General features: G+C 63.6%; 13 protein-coding genes. 6 read left to right on the forward strand and 7 right to left on the reverse strand.

Features of this window, described 5'->3' with window-relative positions:
- Nucleotides 1–11 precede the first annotated feature (11 nt).
- From C8J24_RS17105 to C8J24_RS17115, 3 genes are all read left to right on the forward strand, one after another.
- A complete protein-coding gene (locus tag C8J24_RS17105) occupies nt 12–3230 on the forward strand; it encodes a TonB-dependent receptor (RefSeq protein ID WP_167396805.1) in 3219 nt (1072 codons plus the stop codon).
- 138 nt (nt 3231–3368) lie between these two features.
- Nucleotides 3369–5849 carry a glycoside hydrolase family 95 protein gene (locus tag C8J24_RS17110; RefSeq protein WP_244180875.1) on the forward strand — a complete coding sequence of 827 codons (2481 nt, stop codon included), beginning with the start codon at nt 3369–3371 and terminating at the stop codon, nt 5847–5849.
- 23 nt (nt 5850–5872) lie between these two features.
- On the forward strand, nt 5873–7798 hold the full coding sequence (locus C8J24_RS17115; protein WP_107934418.1) for an alpha-L-fucosidase: 1926 nt from the start codon (nt 5873–5875) through the stop codon (nt 7796–7798).
- A 767-nt stretch (nt 7799–8565) separates the two neighbouring features.
- On the opposite strand, the gene C8J24_RS17120 is transcribed toward C8J24_RS17115, so the two are convergent.
- Nucleotides 8566–8832, reverse strand: a complete 267-nt coding sequence (locus C8J24_RS17120; protein WP_146163733.1) for a hypothetical protein — start codon at nt 8830–8832, stop codon at nt 8566–8568.
- Nucleotides 8833–8894: 62 nt separating this feature from the next.
- A complete protein-coding gene (locus C8J24_RS17125; RefSeq protein WP_031393879.1) occupies nt 8895–9410 on the reverse strand; it encodes a YciE/YciF ferroxidase family protein in 516 nt (171 codons plus the stop codon).
- 224 nt (nt 9411–9634) lie between these two features.
- Here C8J24_RS17125 and C8J24_RS17130 point away from each other — a divergent pair, with 224 nt between their 5' ends.
- On the forward strand, nt 9635–10444 hold the full coding sequence (locus C8J24_RS17130) for a SirB1 family protein (protein WP_107934422.1): 810 nt from the start codon (nt 9635–9637) through the stop codon (nt 10442–10444).
- Between the two features lie 83 nt (nt 10445–10527).
- Here C8J24_RS17130 and C8J24_RS17135 read toward each other — a convergent pair whose 3' ends face one another.
- The 3 genes from C8J24_RS17135 to C8J24_RS17145 all read right to left on the reverse strand — a co-directional run bounded on the left by C8J24_RS17135 (nt 10528) and on the right by C8J24_RS17145 (nt 12323).
- Nucleotides 10528–10890, reverse strand: a complete 363-nt coding sequence (locus C8J24_RS17135; RefSeq protein ID WP_146163734.1) for a hypothetical protein — start codon at nt 10888–10890, stop codon at nt 10528–10530.
- A gap of 185 nt (nt 10891–11075) precedes the next feature.
- Entirely contained in the window at nt 11076–11594 is a 519-nt protein-coding gene (locus tag C8J24_RS17140; RefSeq protein ID WP_107934427.1) for a general stress protein, read from the reverse strand.
- A 162-nt stretch (nt 11595–11756) separates the two neighbouring features.
- A complete protein-coding gene (locus tag C8J24_RS17145) occupies nt 11757–12323 on the reverse strand; it encodes a hypothetical protein (protein ID WP_107934429.1) in 567 nt (188 codons plus the stop codon).
- Between the two features lie 478 nt (nt 12324–12801).
- Here C8J24_RS17145 and C8J24_RS17150 point away from each other — a divergent pair, with 478 nt between their 5' ends.
- A complete protein-coding gene (locus C8J24_RS17150) occupies nt 12802–14727 on the forward strand; it encodes a S9 family peptidase (protein ID WP_107934431.1) in 1926 nt (641 codons plus the stop codon).
- A 663-nt stretch (nt 14728–15390) separates the two neighbouring features.
- A complete protein-coding gene (locus tag C8J24_RS17155) occupies nt 15391–17193 on the forward strand; it encodes a GGDEF domain-containing protein (RefSeq protein WP_107934433.1) in 1803 nt (600 codons plus the stop codon).
- 868 nt (nt 17194–18061) lie between these two features.
- Here the strand turns inward: C8J24_RS17155 and C8J24_RS17165 are convergent.
- On the reverse strand, nt 18062–19528 hold the full coding sequence (locus C8J24_RS17165; protein ID WP_167396806.1) for a S41 family peptidase: 1467 nt from the start codon (nt 19526–19528) through the stop codon (nt 18062–18064).
- A gap of 82 nt (nt 19529–19610) precedes the next feature.
- Nucleotides 19611–20708 (reverse strand): helix-turn-helix domain-containing protein, encoded by a 1098-nt coding sequence (locus C8J24_RS17170; RefSeq protein WP_208621002.1) that lies wholly within the window; start codon nt 20706–20708, stop codon nt 19611–19613.
- Nucleotides 20709–20907: the final 199 nt, after the last annotated feature.

A 20907-nucleotide genomic window follows, 5' to 3' on the forward strand; every position in this document is an offset into this window, starting at 1 on the left:
GCGTAAGCTGCGTGGCAATCGCGACGGTGATGGCGGTTTCTCCGGCACAGGCGCAGCGGGTGGTTCGCGTCGACATCAAGGCGCAGCCACTCGGCCCGGCGCTACGGTCGCTCGGCCGCCAGATGCACGTGCAGATGGTGTTCGACGAAACCCTCCTCGCCGACCGCGTATCCCCGACAATCAGCGGTTCGATGACGCCGGACGTGGCGATCGACCGGCTCCTGCAGGGCAGTGGTCTCGTCACGTCGCGAACGGGACAGGGCGTCTATGTGATCGCACGCCCCGCCGCGCTGACGCGCGTGGCAATGACGGGGTCTCAATCACAGGTTTTGCCGCAACGCCCGGCGAACCAGCCCGACACGGAACAGGACGACACGACGGGTCCGACGCCGCCTGGTGGCGACATCGTCGTGACGGGCTCGCGCATCCGGTCGAAAAACCTCGTCGAAACCGCACCGGTGACCAGCGTCAGCCAGGCGGACATCAAGCTGCAGGCAGCCTTCAGTGTCCAGGAGGTGCTGAACCGCGTTCCGGCAATCAAAAACAACGACACCAATTTATCGAACGGCAACGGGCGCCAGCAGTTCGATTTTCATGGCCTCGGGACGAACCGGACGCTCACGCTGATCGATGGTCAGCGGATCGGTGTCACCGAAGGGATCGATGCGTCCGTCGTGCCGGTTGGACTGATCGAGCGCGTCGATCTGCTGACCGGCGGCGCATCTGCCGTCTATGGCTCGGACGCTATCGGCGGCGTGGTGAACTTCATCCTCCGCAAGGATTTCGAGGGCGTCAACGCGAACGTCAATTACGGCTTCTACAACGCCGACAATCGCGACAACATCGCCGCGCAGGCCGCGCGTGACGCAGGCTTCGCCGTGCCCAGCGGCATGGCCAATGATGGCGGCCGGTTCGACGCCAATATCAGCATGGGCAAAAATTTCGCCGGCGGCCGCGGCAACATCTCGCTCTTCGGGGCCTATAGCCAGGTCGAGCCGGTCCTCGCATCGTCGCGATCGTTTTCCGTCTGCCCGATCACCTTGTCGGCGCAGTCGGTCGTCTGCGCCTCACCGTCCTCGGCAACGCCGGCTGGCTATTTCCAGGCGCTGTCCGGGCCGGCGCAGAATGGCTCCGTCCTCACGAACGCGGCGGGTGGGGGTCGCGAATTCGTCCCGTTCACGGGGGCCAACGGCTACAATTACAACGACAGCTTCTACTTCCAGCGCGAGAACAAGCGATACAACGGCGCCGTCTTCCTCAACTACGAGGTTTCCCCCGCGCTGCAGCTCTACGCAAACGGGCTCTATCTGAGGTCCGAGTCGCGGAGCCAGTCGGATCCCGCTACCATCCAGCCCGGTTCGATCCCCTATGACATCAACTGCGACAACCCGCTTCTATCGCAGCAGCAGGCAGGCGCGTTGTGCGGTACTGCCGCGGGGACGGCAACGAACGTCCGCACCGATGTCCGCTACCGCTTTACCGACGCGCAGTCGACGCTGTCGTCCAACGAGATCTATCGCGCGGTGGCGGGGTTTCGCGGCGATCTGGGCAGCGCATGGCATTATGACGTAGGCGGCGTTTATTCGACCACGCTCTATCGCCAGCAACAGCTCGGCCGCATCGACCCCGCCAAGGTCGCCACCGCACTGCAGGTGGTCGACGTCAACGGCACGCCGACCTGCGCCGCGGTGGTCAGCGGATCCGACCCGAGCTGCGTCCCGCTCGACATCTTCTCCACCAACGGGCCCAGCGCCGCGGCCGTCGACTATCTGTCGTTCGCGCAAGGCGGCGGCGTGTTCCGCGAGCGGTATGAGCAATGGGTGGGCAATGCCAACGTCACCGGCGACCTCGGCGAATATGGCATCAGAAGCCCGTTTTCGACCAAGGGGATCAACATCGCGGCTGGCGGGGAATATCGGTCGAGCGGCTATCGTTCGCGCCCCGACGCCGCCTATCAGGCTGCGTTCGGGTCGACGCCCTCGACATTGTCCAACAACGCGGTCGACCTCTACGGTGAGGTCAACGTGCCGCTGGTCAGCGATCGCCCCCTGATCCGCGACCTGAGTATCGGCGCCGCGATCCGTGGATCGAAATATTCCGGGGTCGAACGGGTGCGGTCGACGTACAAGATCGACGGCAGCTGGCGGCCGATCGAGGATCTGCTCTTCCGGGCGAGCTACAACAAGGCAACCCGCGCACCGAGCATCTACGAACTCTCATCGAACGCCAACGCCAGTTACGGCGTGCTCGACACGAACACGCTGGGCGATCCATGCGCAGGGACGAGCCCCGTTGCCAGCCGCGAAGTCTGCGCGAGCACCGGCGTGACCGCCGCACAATATGGCGCGATCCAGCAATGTCCGGATTTCCTGTGCACTGTCCGCAACGGTTCCGAAGGTCTGGTGACGCCCGAAGTCGCGCACACCTACACCTACGGCCTCGTCCTGACGCCCCGCATGCTGCGCGGTTTTTCCGCGACCGCCGATTATTACAGCATCGAGATCCAGAACGGCATCGGCTATTACCGCGCGATCGACTTCCTGCAGACCTGCGCGAACACCGGCTATGATTTCTTCTGCGGACAGCTGAAGCGCAACGCCGACGGGACGCTGTTCAGCAACGCCGGAGCAGCAACGGGTTATATCAACCAGGGATACAGCAACCTTGGCCGAACGAATGCCCGCGGGTTCAACTTCTCCGCCAATTACGACACGCGGATGGGCAACTGGGCGCGGTTCTCCACCAGCTATGTCGCGACGCTGCAGACCGCCAAGGGCGGTGATCTCGGCCTCCCCGACACCGACTTCAACGTGGTCGGGCTGTTCGGGCCCTATGCCGGGCAGGGCTATCGCCGGTATCAGCACAATTTCCGGTTTACGCTCAGCTCGCCCGAAGCTGCGCAGACTCAGGCGCTGGTCTCGGTCAACTGGAGGCATAATTCGGGGCTGAAGAACTCGCGCCTCGATGGAAATCCGATCTTCGGCGAGGACGATCCGAACGTGCCGGATGCGTATAAGTATCTGCCGGCCTATGACGTGTTCGACCTGAGCGGCAGCGTCACCGTATCGCGGGCGTTGACGCTGCGACTGGTCGTCAACAACGTGCTCAACAGGGCGGCGCCGGTTCGTCCCAGCCCCCCGCTCGAGGCGGCGGAGCGCGTCAACACCTCACCTTCGGTCTATGATGCGCTCGGCCGGTCTATCAACATCGGGGCGACCCTGGATTTCTAGGGCCGTAGCCAGGCATGGCGGCGCCACCGGACGCGCCGCCATGCGGGAAGGGAAAGCATGACGGGTCAACCACCGGGCGTCGCCGACGCATTCGCCAGCGTATCACGTCGCCGCGTCATGGCAGCAGGGACCGGTTCCATGTTCGCCGGGCTCTTCACGGGGCTGGGCGCCGCCGAAGCCAGCGCCCCCGGCGCGGACGAGCGCCACCGGATTGCGGCGACCGAGCCCGCGAGCGAGTGGCTGCTCGGGCACCCCGTGGGTAACGGCCGGCTCGCCGCGATGATGGGCGGCGGGGTCGTACGCGACATATTGTCGCTCAATCACGATACATTGTGGAGCGGCCAGCCCGACGTCAACCCCGGGCAGGCGGGCGTCGATCGAGACCATGCCGATCCTCGCAACCGGGACGCACTCGCTGCAGTTCGCCGCGCCGTGTTCGCCGATGATCCGATCAGTGCCGATCAACTGAGCCATGCTCTCCAGGGGCCGTTCAGTGCGAGCTATGCTCCGATGGCGGATCTCCACCTCGAGATGGACCATCGCGAAGCCCCGCAGGACTATCGCCGGACGCTCGACCTCGATCGCGCGGTTGCATCCGTCACGTATCGCGCTGGCGGGACAGGCTTCGGCCGCGACCTGTTCGCCTCGCACCCCGATGGCGTGATCGTGCTGCGCCTCACCGCGGATCGACGCGGCATGATCGATTGCCGCCTGATGCTGACGAGCAAGCTGCGCGCGACGGTGACGGCCACCGCGCACCCGGGCAGCAACCAGATCACCCTGCTCGGCAAGGCGCCCACGCAGAGCGAGCCCGATTACCGCGACGTTCCCGACCCTATCCGATATTCGGATAGCCCTGGTTGGGGCATGGCGTTCGCGACGATCCTGTCGGTCGAAACCGATGGCGGCGCAATCACCGCGTCGGAGAGCGCGCTGCACATCCGCGGCGCCACAACCGCGATCGTCCGCATCGCCGCCGCCACAGGGTTTCGCCGCTTCGACCTCGCGCCCGACACACCAGTCGCCGCGGTCCGCGCTTCGGCCGAACGCGACCTCGCGGCTGCCAGACGTCATGACTATACGACACTAGTAAAGCGTCACGTCAGCGATCATCAGGCGCTCTACCGTCGCGCCTCGCTCGAACTCAACGGCACGATCGGGGACGGCGATACACCGCGTGCCGAACGCCTGTTCCAGCTCGGCCGCTATCTCCTCATCGCCAGTTCCCGTGCCGATACGATGCCCGCCAATCTTCAGGGCGTGTGGAATGCAGCGGTACGTCCGCCTTGGAGCTCGAACTACACGACGAACATCAATCTACAGATGAACTATTGGGCCGCCGAGACCTGCAATCTCGCAGACTGCCATCTTCCGCTGATCGATCACATCGAACGACTCGCGGTCACCGGCGCGCGCACCGCGCGGAAATTCTACGGAATGCCGGGCTGGTGTGTGCATCATAACAGCGATTTGTGGGCAATGAGCAACCCCGTCGGTGCGGGTGTCGGCGATCCCAATTGGGCGAACTGGCCGATGGCGGGCCCATGGCTGGTGCAGCACGTCTGGGATCATTACCGCTTCGGCGGCGACCGCGACTTCCTCAAGACGCGCGGCTTTGCATTGATGCAAGGCTGCGCCGAATTCTGTGCAGCCTGGCTGGTTCGCGATCCGCGAAGCGGCCATCTCACGACCGCCCCGTCAATCTCGCCTGAGAACCTGTTTCTGACCGCGACCGGCAAGTCAGCCGCGATCTCGGCAGGCTGCACGATGGACCTCGCGCTGATCCGCGAACTGTTCACGAACTGCATCGCAGCCATGGCAGTAATCGGTGATGTCCACGGGCTCACGGTGCGCCTCGCCGGGTTGCTGAAGCAACTCGAGCCCTATCGCACCGGCCAATATGGCCAGCTTCAGGAATGGGCGACCGACGTCGCCGAGCAGGACCCGGGCCACCGGCACATCTCGCATCTCTATCCGCTCTATCCTGGCGATGCGATCGACCCCGTCCGGACGCCCGCGCTCGCCCGGGCTGCGCGCGCGTCGATCGCGCGCCGCGAGGCGCATGGCGGTGCCAGCACGGGCTGGAGCCGTGCCTGGGCGACCGCGGTCTGGGCCCGGCTGGGTGACGGCGCGCAGGCCGGGCGATCGCTTTCCGCGTTCATCGCCAACAGCGTCGCAGCGAACCTGCTCGACACGCATCCGGCAAAGCCACGGCCCGTATTCCAGATCGATGGCAATCTGGGCATCACCGCGGCGATCGCGGAGATGCTGCTACAGAGCCGCGAAACCGAGATCGCGCTGCTGCCTGCGGTCCCCCCGCAATGGACCAGCGGTCGCGTCGTCGGGCTCCGCGCGCGGGGCGGTCACGAGGTCGCGGTCGCGTGGAGCGATGGCCATGTCGACGCGACGGTAATTGCCGGCGACACGCGCCTTTCGGTCCGATTGCCGTCAGGGTTCGAACCGCTCAAGGTTGTTCAGCGGGGGGCGATCGTCCGGTTCGAGCAGGATGCACAGTCTATCACGTTCGAGACTGTGAAGGGCCGACGCTACGACGTCGCGGTACGCAGAACCGCTCCGAACGCCGCCAGCAGCACGCCACGCGAGAGCGATGCCACATGACCCGAAACGTTCCAGGAGTCCCCATGTCGATCATCACCCGCCGCGCTATGCTTGCCTCGGGGCTCGCCTCCGGCCTGGCATCGACAGCGTCGTCTAGCGGCTGGGCGCGCAAGCCATCGCCCGGAACTTCACCCGCGCCCTGGGGAGCAACCCCCTCCCCGCGCCAGCTGGCCTGGCACGCACGCGAGCAATACGCCTTCGTCCATTTTTCGATCAACACCTTCACCGATCGCGAATGGGGCTATGGCGACGAAGACCCCAAATTGTTCGCACCAACCGACTTCTCGGCGGATCAGATCGTCGGAGCGGCCAAGGCCGGCGGCCTGCGCGGGATCGTGCTTACCGCCAAGCATCATGACGGATTCTGTCTCTGGCCGACGATGCTGACCGAGCATTGCGTCAGGAACAGCCCGTTTCGTGATGGTAAAGGCGATGTGGTCCGCGAATTCGAGCAAGCGGCTAGGCGCGCCGGCCTAGACTTCGGCCTTTATCTGTCACCCTGGGACCGCAATCACGCCGAATATGGCCGCCCCGGCTATCTCGACTATTACCGCAAACAGATCGTCGAACTCTGTACGCGCTACGGCCAGCTGTTTGAGTTCTGGTTCGACGGCGCCAACGGCGGCGACGGCTATTATGGCGGCGCCCGCGAGACACGGAAGATCGACTCCGAGACCTATTATAATTGGCCGTTGATCTTCGCCCTGGTGCATCAGCATCAGCCCATGGCCTGCACCTTCGAACCGCTAGGGTCCGACGTGCGGTGGGTCGGCAACGAGGATGGTGTCGCCGGCGATCCGTGCTGGCCGACTATGGCCAACCGCAAACCGAGCCAGGCGGACGGCAATGCCGGTCTTCGCAACGGCCCCTTATGGTGGCCCGCCGAAACCAACACCTCGATCCGCCCGGGCTGGTTCTACCACGCCGACGAGGACGCGAAGGTCAAGGATCCCAAGCGGATGCTGCAATTGTTCGACGAATCGATCGCGCGCGGCACCAATCTGATCCTGAATCTGCCACCCGACAGGCGCGGCCGTCTCGCCGATCCCGACGTCGCCATTCTGCAGTCATTTGGTACCGCGCAGCGCGCGACGTTCGCGGACAATCGTGCGACCGGCGCGCTCGCGTCGGCCGATCACGTTCGCGGGCCGCGCTTTGCGGCGGCCAATGTGCTCGATCGGAGTCCTGATAGCTATTGGTCGACCCCCGACGCCGTGCATACGCCAAGCCTTGTCCTCGACCTTCCGCCCGGCCGCAGCTTCGATCTCGTCCGGATCCGGGAGTTCCTGCCGCTTGGCGTCCGCGTCGACCGCTTTGCGGTCGACGTCGATCGCGGCAAGGGGTGGTCGGAGATCGCATCGGGCACGTGCATCGCCGCACAGCGTGTCGTCCGCCTGCCCGCGCCCGTCGTCGCACGACGGCTGCGCCTGCGGATCGTCGCCGCACAGGCGTGTCCGGCGATCAGCGAGATCGCGCTGTTCCGCCAGATCGCGCCGATCGCAGTCGCGCTGCCCGCCGCGCGTAGCCGCGATGTGCTGCAGGCGTCCGAGATATCGATCGTCTCGGCATCGGGACAGACTGCCGGCGCCGTGCTCGACAATGATTCGAACACAGTCTGGCAGGTTCCCGTTGCGTCGACGGCGGATCGGCCGACCGTCACATTCAAATTGACCACGCCTCAGCACTTGGCTGGCTTCATCCTGACGCCCTCGCGCGCGGTGATGACGGATACCGCGCCACCGAAACGGTTCCTTGTCGAGACAAGCCTCGACGGGAAGACATGGGTCAAGGCGGCTGCCGACGAGTTCTCGAACATCGCCAACGCGCTCTCGCCGCAGCGCATCGTGTTCGATACGAAGGTTAACGCTGTCTACGTCCGCATGACCTTCATCGGTCTTGCATCCCCCAGGAGGCATATGGCCATCGCCGGCATCGACCTTTTTAGGTAGAGGGCGGCAGGCGCGATACGTATCCCGCCTGCCGCCGACGGTTATCTGCGGATGAACGCGAGGATGTCGGCGTTGATGACGTCGGCGTGTCATGCGGATAGCCTGGATAGGTCTTGAGCCTGCCTCCCATCGGGTACCAGTTCCGGCAAGGGGTGCGACCTGATCATCTTCGCCCTGATTACCGGCACAGGCTGGTCGGCGATGCGCGCGACCGGGCGTTGCGAGACTATTGGAAGAGCGAATCCAACTTTGTCGATGTCGATTCGACCGCCAGCAGCTTCGATCCGAGGACGGGCGAGCGAGCCTTTCGATGACGGGTAACGCGCGCATGGATTGGACCTCAGGCTGGTATCCAACCACGGGATGGCGAGCGGCTGTCGTGCTGATTTCGCCCGCGACGCCGGGCGCGACCGTGATGCGCCGTACGCCGTCCCCTATCCACTGCATACGCGCACGGTGGAAACGATCCTGTTGCCGCAAGAACGATATCGCCAGGACAGTCGCGGGCATCGAACATCGCCGCCGTGTCACGTTAAAGGGCGGCATGTTCACCGCGAAGCGCACCCGCCGACGAGTTCGCAGCCTATGGCGTATCGCCCTGAGATGGGTCGCATCGCCGGCGCTCATGATCACCCACCCACGCGTCTATCACAGTATCAAGACGGGTAGGACGCTCGACGCTGGAAGTGGCGGTCTTGTTCAGGACAGCAAATCTGTGTGCCCTGCCCTCAACAAGAGGCATAATCCCGTAGCTGGTCGGGGCAGTTTCAGTGCTCGTTGGAATGCCGGTCTTCGGCCGGCGTGTAATAGCGCGCGATATCCGCTTCGGTGAGGGCATGACCGCTCGACTCCTCAACAAGCGCGGCGATTTCGCCATCGGTCTTCCCGGCGTTGCGCAGCTGCTCGATCTCGTCGCTTACCATGTTGATGAAGGCGGGGACCGGGAACCGTTCTTCACCCAGGCCCAGTGCATCACGCATGTGTTTTTGCGCACGTAAGGCTTCGGGAAGCGTGAACGCGATATCATCAGCCATCGAACGTGCCTTTCATGGACTATATATGGTCGGGGGGCATTGGCCCCCCGACACCGAAACGCTTATGCGGTGACCGCTTCCGCTTTGACGTTCACGCTCGACGTTGCCATCGCGGTCAACTTGTCGTCGGTCGCATATTCCTCATCGAGCGTTTCTTTCAGGATCGCAGCGATATCGGCGCGGCCGAGCTGGTTCGCCCAAGCGATCAGCGTGCCATAGCGCGTGATCTCGTAATGCTCGACGGCCTGTGCCGACGCGATCAGCGCGGCATCCAGAACGGCTTTGTCCTCGATCTCGCCGGCGACTTCGTTGGCTTCCTTGATGATGCCGTCGATCGCTGGGCAGGTCACGGCCTTCGCCTTTTCGCCCAGCAGGTCGAAAATCCGCTCGAGGCGCGTGATCTGCCCTTCCGTCTCACGCAGATGGGTTTCGAAACCCTGCTTCAGGGCTGGCGCCGTTGCCTTGGCCACCATCTTCGGCAGCGCCTTGGTGATCTGGTTTTCCGCGTAATACACATCCTGCAACTGGTGCAGGAACAGGTCGTCGAACGTCACGATATCTTTGGAAAACAGGCCCATGATAGTATCCTCGCTAAGCAAATGGCTGCGAAGCAGACTGCTCCGGCACCGCCGCAACGCGCCGGCTCGGGGGTAAGTTTCGTTCGGGTCGGCGCAGCCTTCACGCCAGTCCGATCGGTGGCGGCGTGTTGATCCTCGACGCCGGTCCGGTTGTCGCTCGGCTGATCATGCCGGCAGTCAAGTCGGGCATAGGAACGATCGGAAGAGCCCCCATCTAGCGTCTTATGACCAATAGCATTCTTCATCTCGGGCTCATGGAAGACGGGGAGATCGAGCTCGATCTGGCCGCCCTGGAACTCGCAGCGCTCGATCATCCCGGTATCGACTTCGACGACTATCTCGACGAGCTCACTGGCATAGAATTGGCCCTGCGCGCTGCGGACGGCGACGCAGCAGGCAACGTCGCTCAGGCCCAGACGCTGCGCAGCGTCATGGTCGAGGATTTCGGATTCTCCGGCGACCGCACGCACTACGACGATCCCCAGAATGCGGACCTAATCGCTGTCGTCGATCGACGGCTCGGCCTGCCGATCAGTCTGTCAATCCTCTATGTGGCAATGGCCCGACGCCTTGGATGGTCGGCGATGCCGCTCAACACCCCCGGTCACGTCCTGGTCCGCCTTGGCGACGCACCGGAGGCGCTGATCATCGATCCCTTCAATGACGGTCGCATCGTCGCCCCCGAACAGGTGGAAGCCTTGTTGGAGCAGATGACGGGCCAGGCGCGGTTTTCCAACGGGATGCTGCCCCTGTCGAACCGATCGGCGCTTGTTCGACTGCTGCTCAACCAGGCGACCCGTGCAGAGCAGGTCGGCAATCCCGCGCGCGCGCTAGTCCTGTACGACCGCATGACGATCGTTGCGCCCACGCACGCCCATGGTTGGTGGGAGCGAGCCAGACTTCAGCTGGTCGCCGAAGATGTTGCCGGCGCCCGCAACAGCCTCAGCGCGATGCTCGAAATTTCCCGGGACGACGATTTGCGCCTGCAGGTATCGGCAGCGCTCGATGCCCTTCCCCGGCCAACGCCTTCGTGAACGTCCCGGGGGACTGGTTCTACCCCAAGCGCCCTTTGGGAAGGCCTCTGCCTGCGAGAAGATCGTCGAGCTCTAGTATATTTTTAGCTCGCTGGCTTCGTGATGCCTGGTAGCTTCGCCGCGCGGAGCTTGCTCAGCAGATCGCGTGATTCCACGGGGGCCGCCTGTTTGAACAGGCTGAACAGCGCGCCATCGTCCAAACCGCTGATGTCAAACCCGATCGACAAGGCAATGGGCTGACGAAGACGAGCACCGGGCTGCGCCTCGAGGACGAGTACGAACCACTGCATGCCAACAGGGGGCTGTCCGATATTCTCGGCGAACTCCCCTGCAACGGCCTGGCGTATCCGGATGCGTCGATCGAGATTATTGTTGAACCAGGCCGCGTCCCCGTGCGTGGCCACCTCTGCGATGCGGTCGTCGATCGAGCGGGGTGTACTGATCATCATGAGGTCCTGACATGCGCCATTGCGGGGCGGCCTGTAGCGGGCCTGGTCACATTGGCAAATGGCGCGATGGGCACACGGGTTCGGCTCAGGCGCCGCGATACTCGCCTTCGATGCTGTCCAATGCCGAGACGGGGCGCCCCCTTCGGAACGCCCGCTTTTTAGAGCCAGCAAAGCAGAGCGGATTACGCCGACGCGACCTTGGCACGCGTCGATGTGTGACCGCCGGAGCGATACAGCACATCGGCTGCATCCTCGGGAGCGACCCCTGCCCCGGCTGTATCGACCGACACGAACACGCCACCTTCGTTGATGCAACCCTCATAATAGCTGGCATCGACCCGGCTGACGCCATGGTCCGTCATGACTTTCTCCAGCCCCCCGACGGCGCCACCGAGCGCCGCACCGACGACGGCCGCACCGGGGATCGCTGCCGACGCGATCGCGCCCGCTGCAACCAGAGGGCCGACGCCGGGTATTGCGAGTGCGGCGATACCGAGCAGCGTTCCGATGCCAGCGCCGGCTGCGACCTTGCCGACAAACTCCTGCGTGTCGCCGTTGCCGTCTGTGGTCGTGTTCTTGCCATCATGCTGCGCCACGATCGAAATCGCGCTGTCGCTAATGCCCGCCGCGCGCAGCTCTGAAACGGCGCGCTCTGCATCGGCGTGATTGTCGAAAACGGCTGATACGAGGGTCGTGCTCATGATGATTCATGTCGACAGTTCGGTTTGCTCACGGATCTAGAAGCCGTGTTGAAGGATGATCGTTCCGGATATTGAGGGTTAGCGAAGCGGTAACCATGAATAGCAGCGTCCCGACACAGGACGCCGTGCGCGGGATAGACCATGCCCTTGGGCAGGTGCGACTCAAGTGTCGCTTTTTGCTTTTCGCCATTGTCGCATCGCGGCGTCATATCGTTGACGCTCGGCTTCGACTGCAGCCTCTGCCGCGCCGACGTCTGCGCGGTGTTGTTCTTCAAGCTCACGTCGCTCGCGGGCCAGTTTGGCCTCCCGGTCCGCCAACCCCTTCATCCTGCCGCCGTAATCGGCCGCCACCGTCTCCAGCGCAGCCTCCGCCGCCTCGAGCTTCGCGCTGCTCGGCTTCGGTTTCGGTGCAGACTTCGGTTTTTGCGGCTGTTCGGACGTTTCGGGGCGCGCCGAAACATCTCCCCGCGCTGTCCGCAGTTCGGGGACCGGCATGGCCTTGATCTGCTCCGCGGTCGTGCCCCGAGAATGCTTCACGACCACGCCTGGCGACGCCAAAGGCTCTGCGGTCAGCGCGGGGTCTGTGACGAGCTCAGCTATCCCTCGCGCGAACGGGTCTCGCTCGCTGCCCCAGGCCTCGAGGGCAGCGTTCTGACTCGTTGCAGCGACATAGGCATCATTGAAGCCAGCGACCGTCCTGTAAACCTTCAGCTTTTGCGCACGAGCCATACGGTCTGATACCGCGCTATGTGCTGAAATAGAAGTTGGCGCCGGTCGCCCTTCCGGTACCGACGCCAAAGCCCACCTCCGGGCTTACCGGACATTGAATCTCGCTCGGCTGTTTGTGGCATCGTCGGTCCGATCACGACCTGCCTAGATATATTAAGGAGAAGCGCCGCCATGGCTACGCATTCCATCGATGCTGAAGTTAGCAGGTAACTGTGTCGGCTTGCGTCGAGAAGCGGCTGGAACTGCGATAAAGACCATTTTTTGGCTCAAGCTGTAGGCGACGCTTGCGATCATCGAGCGTTCTATTGTTGAGACGCAAATCGCACTCCCTGCGATGGACGCGAGATGTTCGCCGATCGGCTGAGGATAGAATCGGGGCGATAAATCACGATGTCGATCACGCGAGACCGCTAGCAATTCAGCGGACCCGCTGTACCCGCCCTTGACCTAACGGTGCCCGGCGACCGACAACCGGCGAATGATCAAGCCTCTCGTCGCAACCGTCGCGCTGTTCGCGCTCGCTACCGGAACCGCAGCGCAGACCGTGCCGACGCAGCAGGTCGGCAGCGCCACGCTCTCTGGCGTGCCCAGTATCCCCGTCGAGGTGCGCGAGGCGGTGCAGCGCTATCAGAATAGTCGGGCGGCGCAGTTCGAGGATTGGCTGCCGGACGGCTCGATGCTGATCGCGACGCGCTTTGGCGCAACGCAGCAATTGCATCACGTCGCAACCCCCGGTGGCGCACGCAAACAGATCACGTTCGGTGCCGAGCCGATTGCCGCCGCGACGACGATCCCCCGCAGCGATCGTTTCGTGATGACGCACGACACGGGCGGGGACGAGTGGTTTCAACTTTATACGCGCGGCCTCACCGGTGTAGCCACGCCGGTGACCGAAGCCGGCACCCGCAACCAGTCGCCGGTTTTCAGCAAGGACGGCGCGCTGATGGCATGGGCGCGGGCGACCAAGGGAAGCGCCGCTTATGCAATCCTGGGGGTCGACCCAAAAGCGGGCGGCAACCCGCGCACGCTTTACCAGTCCGACGGCGCGGTGGCGCCCGCCGATATCGCGCCCGACGCCGCGCGGCTGATATTTGTGCGCAGCCTTTCCAACCGTGAGGACCAACTGTTCGAGCTGGATCTCAAGACCGGCAAGGCGGGCCGCATCGCGCCGAAGGCTGACGCTGCCGTCTATGCCGACCCACGCTATCTGCCGGGCGGACGGAAGCTGATCGCCATCTCCGATTCCGGCAGCGACACGCGCCGACTGGTCGAGATCGATATCGCCAGCGGCGCGCAGACGGTACTGACGCCGAACCTGAAATGGGACGTCGAGAGCTTCGATCTGACGGATGACGGGCGCGTGCTCGCCTATTCCGTGAACGAGGACGGCTTCTCGCGCGTGGTGGTGCAGGATCGGGTCACCCGCCGCGCGCTACCGCAACCGGTGCTGCCGCGCGGCGTCCTGACCGCGCTCAGATTTTCGCTCGACGGCAGAAATCTGGCGATTGGCCTGACCTCGGCCACTTCCGCCGGTGACGTGTGGAGCTGGGGCGTGACCGGAGGCGGCCTGACACGCTGGACCGAGTCGGAGCTGGGCGAACTCGATCCCGCCACGCTTGCCGAGCCCGAGCTCGTACGCTTCAAGTCCTTCGACGGCCTGTCTGTCCCGGCTTTCGTCTATCGGCCCAAGGGCTTGCCGGCAGGCACGCGGACGCCGGTAATTATCGACATCCATGGGGGCCCGGAGGCGCAGACGCGCCCGATCTGGAACTATGGCGCGCAATATTTTGCCGATGTGTTGAAGGCGACGGTGATCCTTCCCAACGTCCGCGGCAGCGACGGCTATGGCAAGCGCTACCTCAACCTCGACAATGGCGTGAAGCGCGAGGACTCGGTAAAGGATATCGGCGCCCTGCTCGACTGGATCGACACGCAGCCGGGCCTCGATGCAGGTCGTGTCGCGGTTTATGGTCAGTCCTATGGCGGCTATATGAGCCTTGCCGTCATGACGCATTATTCGGACCGGCTGGTCGGCGGGGTCGAGCGCTACGGGATCAGCAACTGGAACACGTTCCTCCAGAACACCGAGGCCTATCGTCGCGACAATCGCCGCGCAGAATATGGCGACGAGCGCGATCCGGCGATGCGCGCGGTACTAACGCGGGTGTCACCGTTCACGAATGTCGCGCGGATCACAAAGCCGATGCTGGTGATGCAGGGCGCCAATGACCCGCGTGTGCCCCAATCAGAATCGGACCAGATCGTGGCGCGCCTGCGCGCAAACGGCAACGACACTTGGTATGTGGTGTTCGCCGACGAAGGGCACGGCTTTCTGAAAAAGCCGAACAACGATCTGCGGCGCGAGGTGGAAACCGTATTCTTGAGGCGTCTGTTTGAGCGGTAGCGTTGGGGGGAATAGGCCTGGGCGGAATTTGCCGCGCGCCTTTGCGATGTTGACCCACAGGCAGACTTTGATGCCGCTGCTTCAGCTGCTTGCGCTCAGACATCGGTTTAGGTTGGCGCCACGTGCTCCTTCGTCGCTTGCCGTACGAACACCGAGAACGCCAGCGTGACGCCTGCGATCATAAGGATGCCTTGGAACGTCAGGGGCTAGCCGTGCGCTTGCCCTGCCCGGCTCGTCACTGCGCTTGCCGCCGACCCCTGGTCCACGAGCATCTGCTAAATCTGTTGCAGCGCCCCAGCGTGTCCGCGGGCGAGGCTGGCATTGGGCACGGTGCCTAGCACCGCCGCCCCAAGCGTGCTGTCTAGATTTCGGGCAAACAAGCTGGAGGCCGTCGTGGCCCCGCTTTGCCAAACCCACGCTGCCCTGGATCAGCTTGAGGCGCTGAAGATCCGCGGCGGGCGGGTTCTGCGCCGCAATCTTCACATAACGCCGCGTAGGCATCCCCAAGGGCGGGTGCGCAGATCAGACGACCTGCTCTGTTTCGCATGGCGCCGGCCGAACCTCGCTATCGGCGATGGAGCCAAATTTGGAGCAGGCTTCACAACCGATTGAAAATACACCAGTCCTTATGATCCGTTAACCGTCGCCTCCTACATTTTGCGCATGAACCGAATAGCCCACCGTGTAACCGAGCTCACACGTTTTGCAGCGCTACCGATCGCCACAGGCGTTGGTTACTATCTGGCGGCCTTCGCGTCCCTCTACCTTACCCGCGGTGCTGACGGGATCGCGATGCTGTGGCCGCCCAGCGGCATTCTGTTCGCAGCCTTACTGGTCGAACCTCGGAATCGCATCGTGTGGCACATAGGCGCCGCAGCAATGGCCAGTCTCGCTGCCAACCTCGGCGGCGGGAATGGCGTCCTGCTTTCGATCGGTTTCACGCTCGCTAACGTGTCCGAGTCCGGATTTGCGGCATGGCTTTTACGAAACCGAACGCGGCGTCGTGATTCATTCACCGATCCAAAGGGCTTGGTCTGGTTCTGCATCGCCGCAGCGGCCGCGGCAGCGTTGAGCGCGACGATCGCCGCCTGCGCGACAACGGCTGTCGGGATCAGCTTCTGGCTTTCGTGGTTCACGACTGATCTGCTGGGAATTCTAATCGTTGCCCCGCTCATCCTGATCTCGGGCCGAGCCTTCTATCGCAAAAGGTTTCGCGATGGCCTGGCAGCAGCCCCGCAAGCCATCGCGATATTTCTGCTCGTGGCCAGCGTGTCGATAATCGCTTTCTCTCAGGTCAACTACTCGCTGCTTTTCCTGCCGATGCTTGCAGTCCTTCTGGCAGCGTTGCGAATGGGTCCGTTTGGCGCCGCCGGAAGTGTGCTGATCGTTGCCACGGCCAGCTCATTGGCCCATATTTTCGGCTCTGATCCGCAGGCAATCGCTGATGGTCAGGCGTATGCACGTAGCATCTTTCTGCAATTCTATCTGCTGGCCCTGTTCGCGGCTGCCCTGCCGATTGCCGCCTTGCTTGCGACTAGACAACAGCTGATCGATAGCAACGCGAACAAGCTGCGGTTGCTCGAGCTTGCCGAAGGTGCGGCGCACGTGGGTCATTGGCACCTGGATTTGTTGACCCAGCTTATAACATGGTCGGACGAAGTCTTTCGCATTCACGGTGTGGAGAACCGCGTTCCGCCGTCACTCGACACCGCGATAGACGCCTATCACCCTGACGATAGGGATGCGGTTTCGGCACATATCGGGCGCTCCCTCGAACACTGCGTGGGTTTTGAATTCACCGCTCGCATCGTCCGCCCCGACGGGGAGGTACGCCATGTGTTTTCGAAGGGTGAGATTGACCGAAACGGCGTCAATGAGTCGATTGGCCTGTTCGGCATTATCCAGGACATAACGACCCAGGTTGCGCATGAAGCCGAGATCGAACGGGCCCGCACTCGTGCTGAGACCGCCGCCCGCAACGCGATAATTCTTGCCGAAACAGACCAGCTTACCGGAATTGCAAACCGGCGCCGTACCAGCTTTGTGCTTGAGCAGACGTTGCTGCTCGCCCGCGAAACCGGGCACCCAATGTCCGTCGCGATGTTCGATATTGATCACTTCAAGCGCATCAACGACACCTACGGGCACCACACAGGCGACGAGGTGCTCAAGAGGGTGGCAGCAGGCGCTGCCGCGGAACTGCGCAGCGGCGATACGCTCGGTCGCTTCGGAGGTGAAGAATTCGTGATCGTGTTACCGGATGCCGCAGCGGATGCGGCAAGCAAGGTCGCCGAACGGGTGCGTCATGCGATCGGCACGGACAACTGTACGCCGGGCGTCACGGTGAGCATTGGCGTGGCTGAAATGGCGCCTGGGGAGACTTGCGACGCGCTGCTGAGGCGAGCCGATGATGCGCTGTATGGTGCAAAGAACGAGGGTCGCAACAGGATGCGGCTGGCCGCCTAGCGAAGTCGTCCGTAGACGCAGCCGTACTTCCAATGCCTGTCCCAATTGCGCATTCGCGAATGGCCTGTCGGCGACAAGAAGCGGGAGAGATGGCGCTTAACGAATGGCCGTTATGGGTTGCCCGTATAGCCACTCTGAACGTCCGGCATTGGGCGCTAGCTACCGGTCCGCTTTGCAGCTGGTAAGACCCAATAGATGACACTTAGATCAGCCTACCCGCTTCCCACAGATCGCTGCTAATTCATGTTCTAAGTTTGATCGCTTCTCGGTTTTCATGGCGCATGCTGGTAGGTGACTGCTCACCCTCGTCGCGAGCAGCCGGACCAGTTCCGGCTGCATAAATTCAAAACTGTTTATTACGTCAAACAAATCGCGTGCTTGCCTGCCAGAGCCGCCCGGATATGAAGCTGGAGCTTGCTCCGCTGCGCCTTCGACCCGGCTGACCATTTCAGCCGTGAGCGAGTTCTCAGCGTCATGGTTAGGACGCGCGTCGGGTACGAATGCGGTGGCGGCTATCCCACTAATTGGTCCAGCGACTTCTAGAAACGGCTTGAGCTTGCGTCTCTCCCCGATCGGAACGCCCGGCCCGTCCGTCGGAAGCACAGCAAGGCACCCTCACGGTAAGTTAGCGCGGTGTCATTCAGCACCTCGGTGATGAGTTCGGTCCTGTCCTGATCGAGGCAGAGATCGGCGGTCTGATCGGATCTCGCAATCATGCTGATGAAGGTAGCTAAGACCTCTATCTTGGTCGACCTCGCGACGACTACGACAGCGGTGCCCCAGACCCGGACATTCGCAGTGGTTCCGGCTTACCAGCTCCGGTCGTTCGTTCATCTCGGACGCACGCGCTCGGAGCCGCCGCCATTCGTCACGCAAGTGCCCGGCGCACCGGGCTATCAATGCCCTTCGCGATGTCTGCCCGCGTGACCGGGATTGTTATGTCCGGCGTAACACCCCGGTCGGGTTGCGGGGTCGTCGGAAACCGGCCGATCAACGGCAGGTCGGCTTCCAGCCCGGTCGCAGGCAGTCGCACGAAGTAGAAGCAGCCACCGTTGATCCCGCGCCGGTTGCCGCCGGTCGTCTCACCGATCAGCGTTGCAAGGCGATTGCGGCGGACGAAATCCGCGAACTGGAACGTCGCCGAGCTGTTTTGCGGCCCGATCAGAACGCGCACGTCGCCCTCATAACGCGTACCCCGCGGTCTGATCGGGTCCACCCGATCGCCTTGCGTATCGAGCCGGAGGAACCGGTCGCTGATCCTGGTCGCATTCTCTCCCAGATGATCGAAACTGCGGTCCCACGTGTCGAGCACAGGCCGCAGGTCGTCGGGCACGGTGCGGTAGCGGACGAGCCTCTGGACCTCCTCGAACGGCGTCTCGCGTTCTACCAGCCGTTCGGCGAGCGCGTTGCCGCAGTCGAGCCCCCCCTCGTTCGCGCGCAGATCGACGACCAATCGCGGCACCCGCTCGGCGACCAGCCGGTCGACCGCCTGATCGAGCCAGCCGCGCCAATCCCACTTGCTATCGTAGAGACCCCAGCTCGGCATCGACAGAAGCGCGGCGTCACCGCGCCGCTCGATCGTCCAGACCGGCGTGTCGCCGCTCGCATCGACGCCGGCGTGCGCGGTGGTACGGCGCTGCGCCAGCGAAACGCCGGCAACGGTCGCGGTACGTCGCCGTCCGGAGGGGTCTTCCACCGTCAGCTGATAGCGGTCCTGCCCGAACAGCATCGAGAAGAAGATGTCGAAGGTCTCGTAGCGGTCGTCGCCCTGGACCGAGAGAAGGCGGCGACGCTTGGCATCGTTGTGCCCATCCGCACGCACGAGCGGCATGAGCGCGGCGAGGATCGCGCTCGCGGATCGGCCATTGACCGCCAGGATGCGGCTTCCCCGCGAGATCCCCGTGGCGAATGGATCAGCCGTGACGACCATCGCGTCGCCGATCCAGAGGACGTCGAACGGCAACCGATCCGGTGCTTCGAACAACGCGACGGCGATCTCGCGTCGCTGGTTGTAGAAATTGGCATAGCTATGGCCGTAGCGCACGGTCGCGAGAAAGCGCGACAGCGTGAGGTAGAACGCCCGTAGCGTCATGGGGATGGCCGCCGCTTGGTCTAGCGCTGCGAAGCGGGCATCGATCTCCCGGGGCGTATTGTAACGGTGGATGCCGGGGTGGAGCTCGGCATATGCCCTGCGCAGTAACGCGACGTCCTCGCGCATCGCCGCGGCGCGGAGCAGCGTCGGACTGGATGAGGTCCGGGCGAGCAGCGGCGAGGCTGCAAAGGTGGCGCCGAGGCCGCCGAGCACGGCGCGGCGGGACGGTGGCGATGCGATCATGTCAGCTCCGACGTTATGGATACCCCCTTCAAGCATGGCCGAGCGCGTACGCGTCGCCTCATCATCGCCCATGCCATGCGGTTTATCGTTTGTGAGACGCCCGATACGCACTCGGAGCGCGACCATAGCGCCGCTGGAAGGCGCGGTTGAAGCTCGCCTTCGACGCGAACCCGGCGTCGAGCGCGATCGCCAAGACCGGCCGGGAATCGTCCGCCGCCAGCGCCGCTGCCACATCCTCGCAGCGAAGACCGTTGACGAAATCCGAAAAGCCGACGCCCAGCCCCTCATTGAGCGCGCGCGACACATAGGTCTCGTTGGTCCCAAGCAGGCTCGCCAGCCGCCGCAGCGTCAGCGCGTCGTCGCGATACCACCCGTTATCGCGGATCCGCGTCGCCCATTCCTCCCCTTGCGCCTGCCAGTTTCGAACGGCGGGTGATCGCACCTCCGGATGCTCCAGTGTGTCGAGCGCCGGAAACGGCAACGCGAGATACCGCCATCCTGCGATCCCGAGATACAAAGCGAACCCCGCGATCGCGGCGTAGAGCGGCATCAGCCCCCTATAGCCGAGCGGCGTCACCGCATCGACCAGCAGCCAGCCCGCCCAGACGATCGCCAGCAACGGATAGGCGACGGCGGTGCGGCTGAGCCACGCCGTCGCGAACCGGGCGTCGTCGCTGCGCTTTTGCGACAGGGCGTCGCGGTAGTCGTGCAACAGCCGGATCGTCCACGCGCCATAGACGACGAAGCTGATCGCGAGCAGCGATGCGACGATCGCATTGCCGGTCGTGAAAGCAAGATCCGCCCAGTGACGCTTCAGCGGCGTCGGCAGGAGGAAGGCGGCAGCCTGATAGGCGAACTGGATGGCGCCAGGTAGCAGGTGTCGCCAGGCCGCGGGCGACCAGCGGCCGGTGACGAGCGCATAAGCATGCAGATAGAGGAGCGGCGGGACCAGCAGCGCGTTCGAGAAGGGCGCGAAGGTCAGCCACCACCAGCGATCATAAAAGCCGGCAAACCCGATCAGCCAGGGCACGAAGACGCCGGTCATGACGATCAGCAGCGTGGCAAGCGTACGCGCCGCCAGCCGGTTGTGAAACGACGTCGACAAGCCGACCGCCAGCGGAAGCAAAATTGCCGCTGCCACCGTGAGGACAGCCGTGCGCCAGCCAAAGACCAGATCCATGACGGTCAGCGTAGCTTAGTCGACACCCAAAGCTAGAGATCCCATTTCGGAAGGAGGCCAGTCGCCTCACCTGCGCACATCCGAGCACCCCCTCAGCGCTTGCACAGCTTAAAACTTGCGGCTCACGGCCGCTCGAAAGACGGGATGGCAAAGACCCAGAACCACTCGTGCAGCAGTGTCTTTGAGCAGGCCGAAAGCG

It is taken from the genome of Sphingomonas aerolata, from assembly GCF_003046295.1.
Classification (GTDB): Bacteria; Pseudomonadota; Alphaproteobacteria; order Sphingomonadales; family Sphingomonadaceae; genus Sphingomonas; species Sphingomonas aerolata.

Excerpts from the sequence above, each read along its gene's own strand:
- C8J24_RS17110 (WP_244180875.1), top strand. The coding sequence starts at position 3,369 with ATGTTCGCCGGGCTCTTCACGGGGCTGGGCGCCGCCGAAGCCAGCGCC.
- C8J24_RS17115 (WP_107934418.1), top strand. The coding sequence starts at position 5,873 with ATGTCGATCATCACCCGCCGCGCTATGCTTGCCTCGGGGCTCGCCTCC.
- C8J24_RS17120 (WP_146163733.1), bottom strand. The coding sequence starts at position 8,832 with ATGGCTGATGATATCGCGTTCACGCTTCCCGAAGCCTTACGTGCGCAA.
- C8J24_RS17125 (WP_031393879.1), bottom strand. The coding sequence starts at position 9,410 with ATGGGCCTGTTTTCCAAAGATATCGTGACGTTCGACGACCTGTTCCTG.
- C8J24_RS17130 (WP_107934422.1), top strand. The coding sequence starts at position 9,635 with ATGACCAATAGCATTCTTCATCTCGGGCTCATGGAAGACGGGGAGATC.
- C8J24_RS17135 (WP_146163734.1), bottom strand. The coding sequence starts at position 10,890 with ATGATCAGTACACCCCGCTCGATCGACGACCGCATCGCAGAGGTGGCC.
- C8J24_RS17140 (WP_107934427.1), bottom strand. The coding sequence starts at position 11,594 with ATGAGCACGACCCTCGTATCAGCCGTTTTCGACAATCACGCCGATGCA.
- C8J24_RS17145 (WP_107934429.1), bottom strand. The coding sequence starts at position 12,323 with ATGGCTCGTGCGCAAAAGCTGAAGGTTTACAGGACGGTCGCTGGCTTC.
- C8J24_RS17150 (WP_107934431.1), top strand. The coding sequence starts at position 12,802 with ATGATCAAGCCTCTCGTCGCAACCGTCGCGCTGTTCGCGCTCGCTACC.
- C8J24_RS17155 (WP_107934433.1), top strand. The coding sequence starts at position 15,391 with ATGAACCGAATAGCCCACCGTGTAACCGAGCTCACACGTTTTGCAGCG.
- C8J24_RS17165 (WP_167396806.1), bottom strand. The coding sequence starts at position 19,528 with ATGATCGCATCGCCACCGTCCCGCCGCGCCGTGCTCGGCGGCCTCGGC.
- C8J24_RS17170 (WP_208621002.1), bottom strand. The coding sequence starts at position 20,708 with ATGGATCTGGTCTTTGGCTGGCGCACGGCTGTCCTCACGGTGGCAGCG.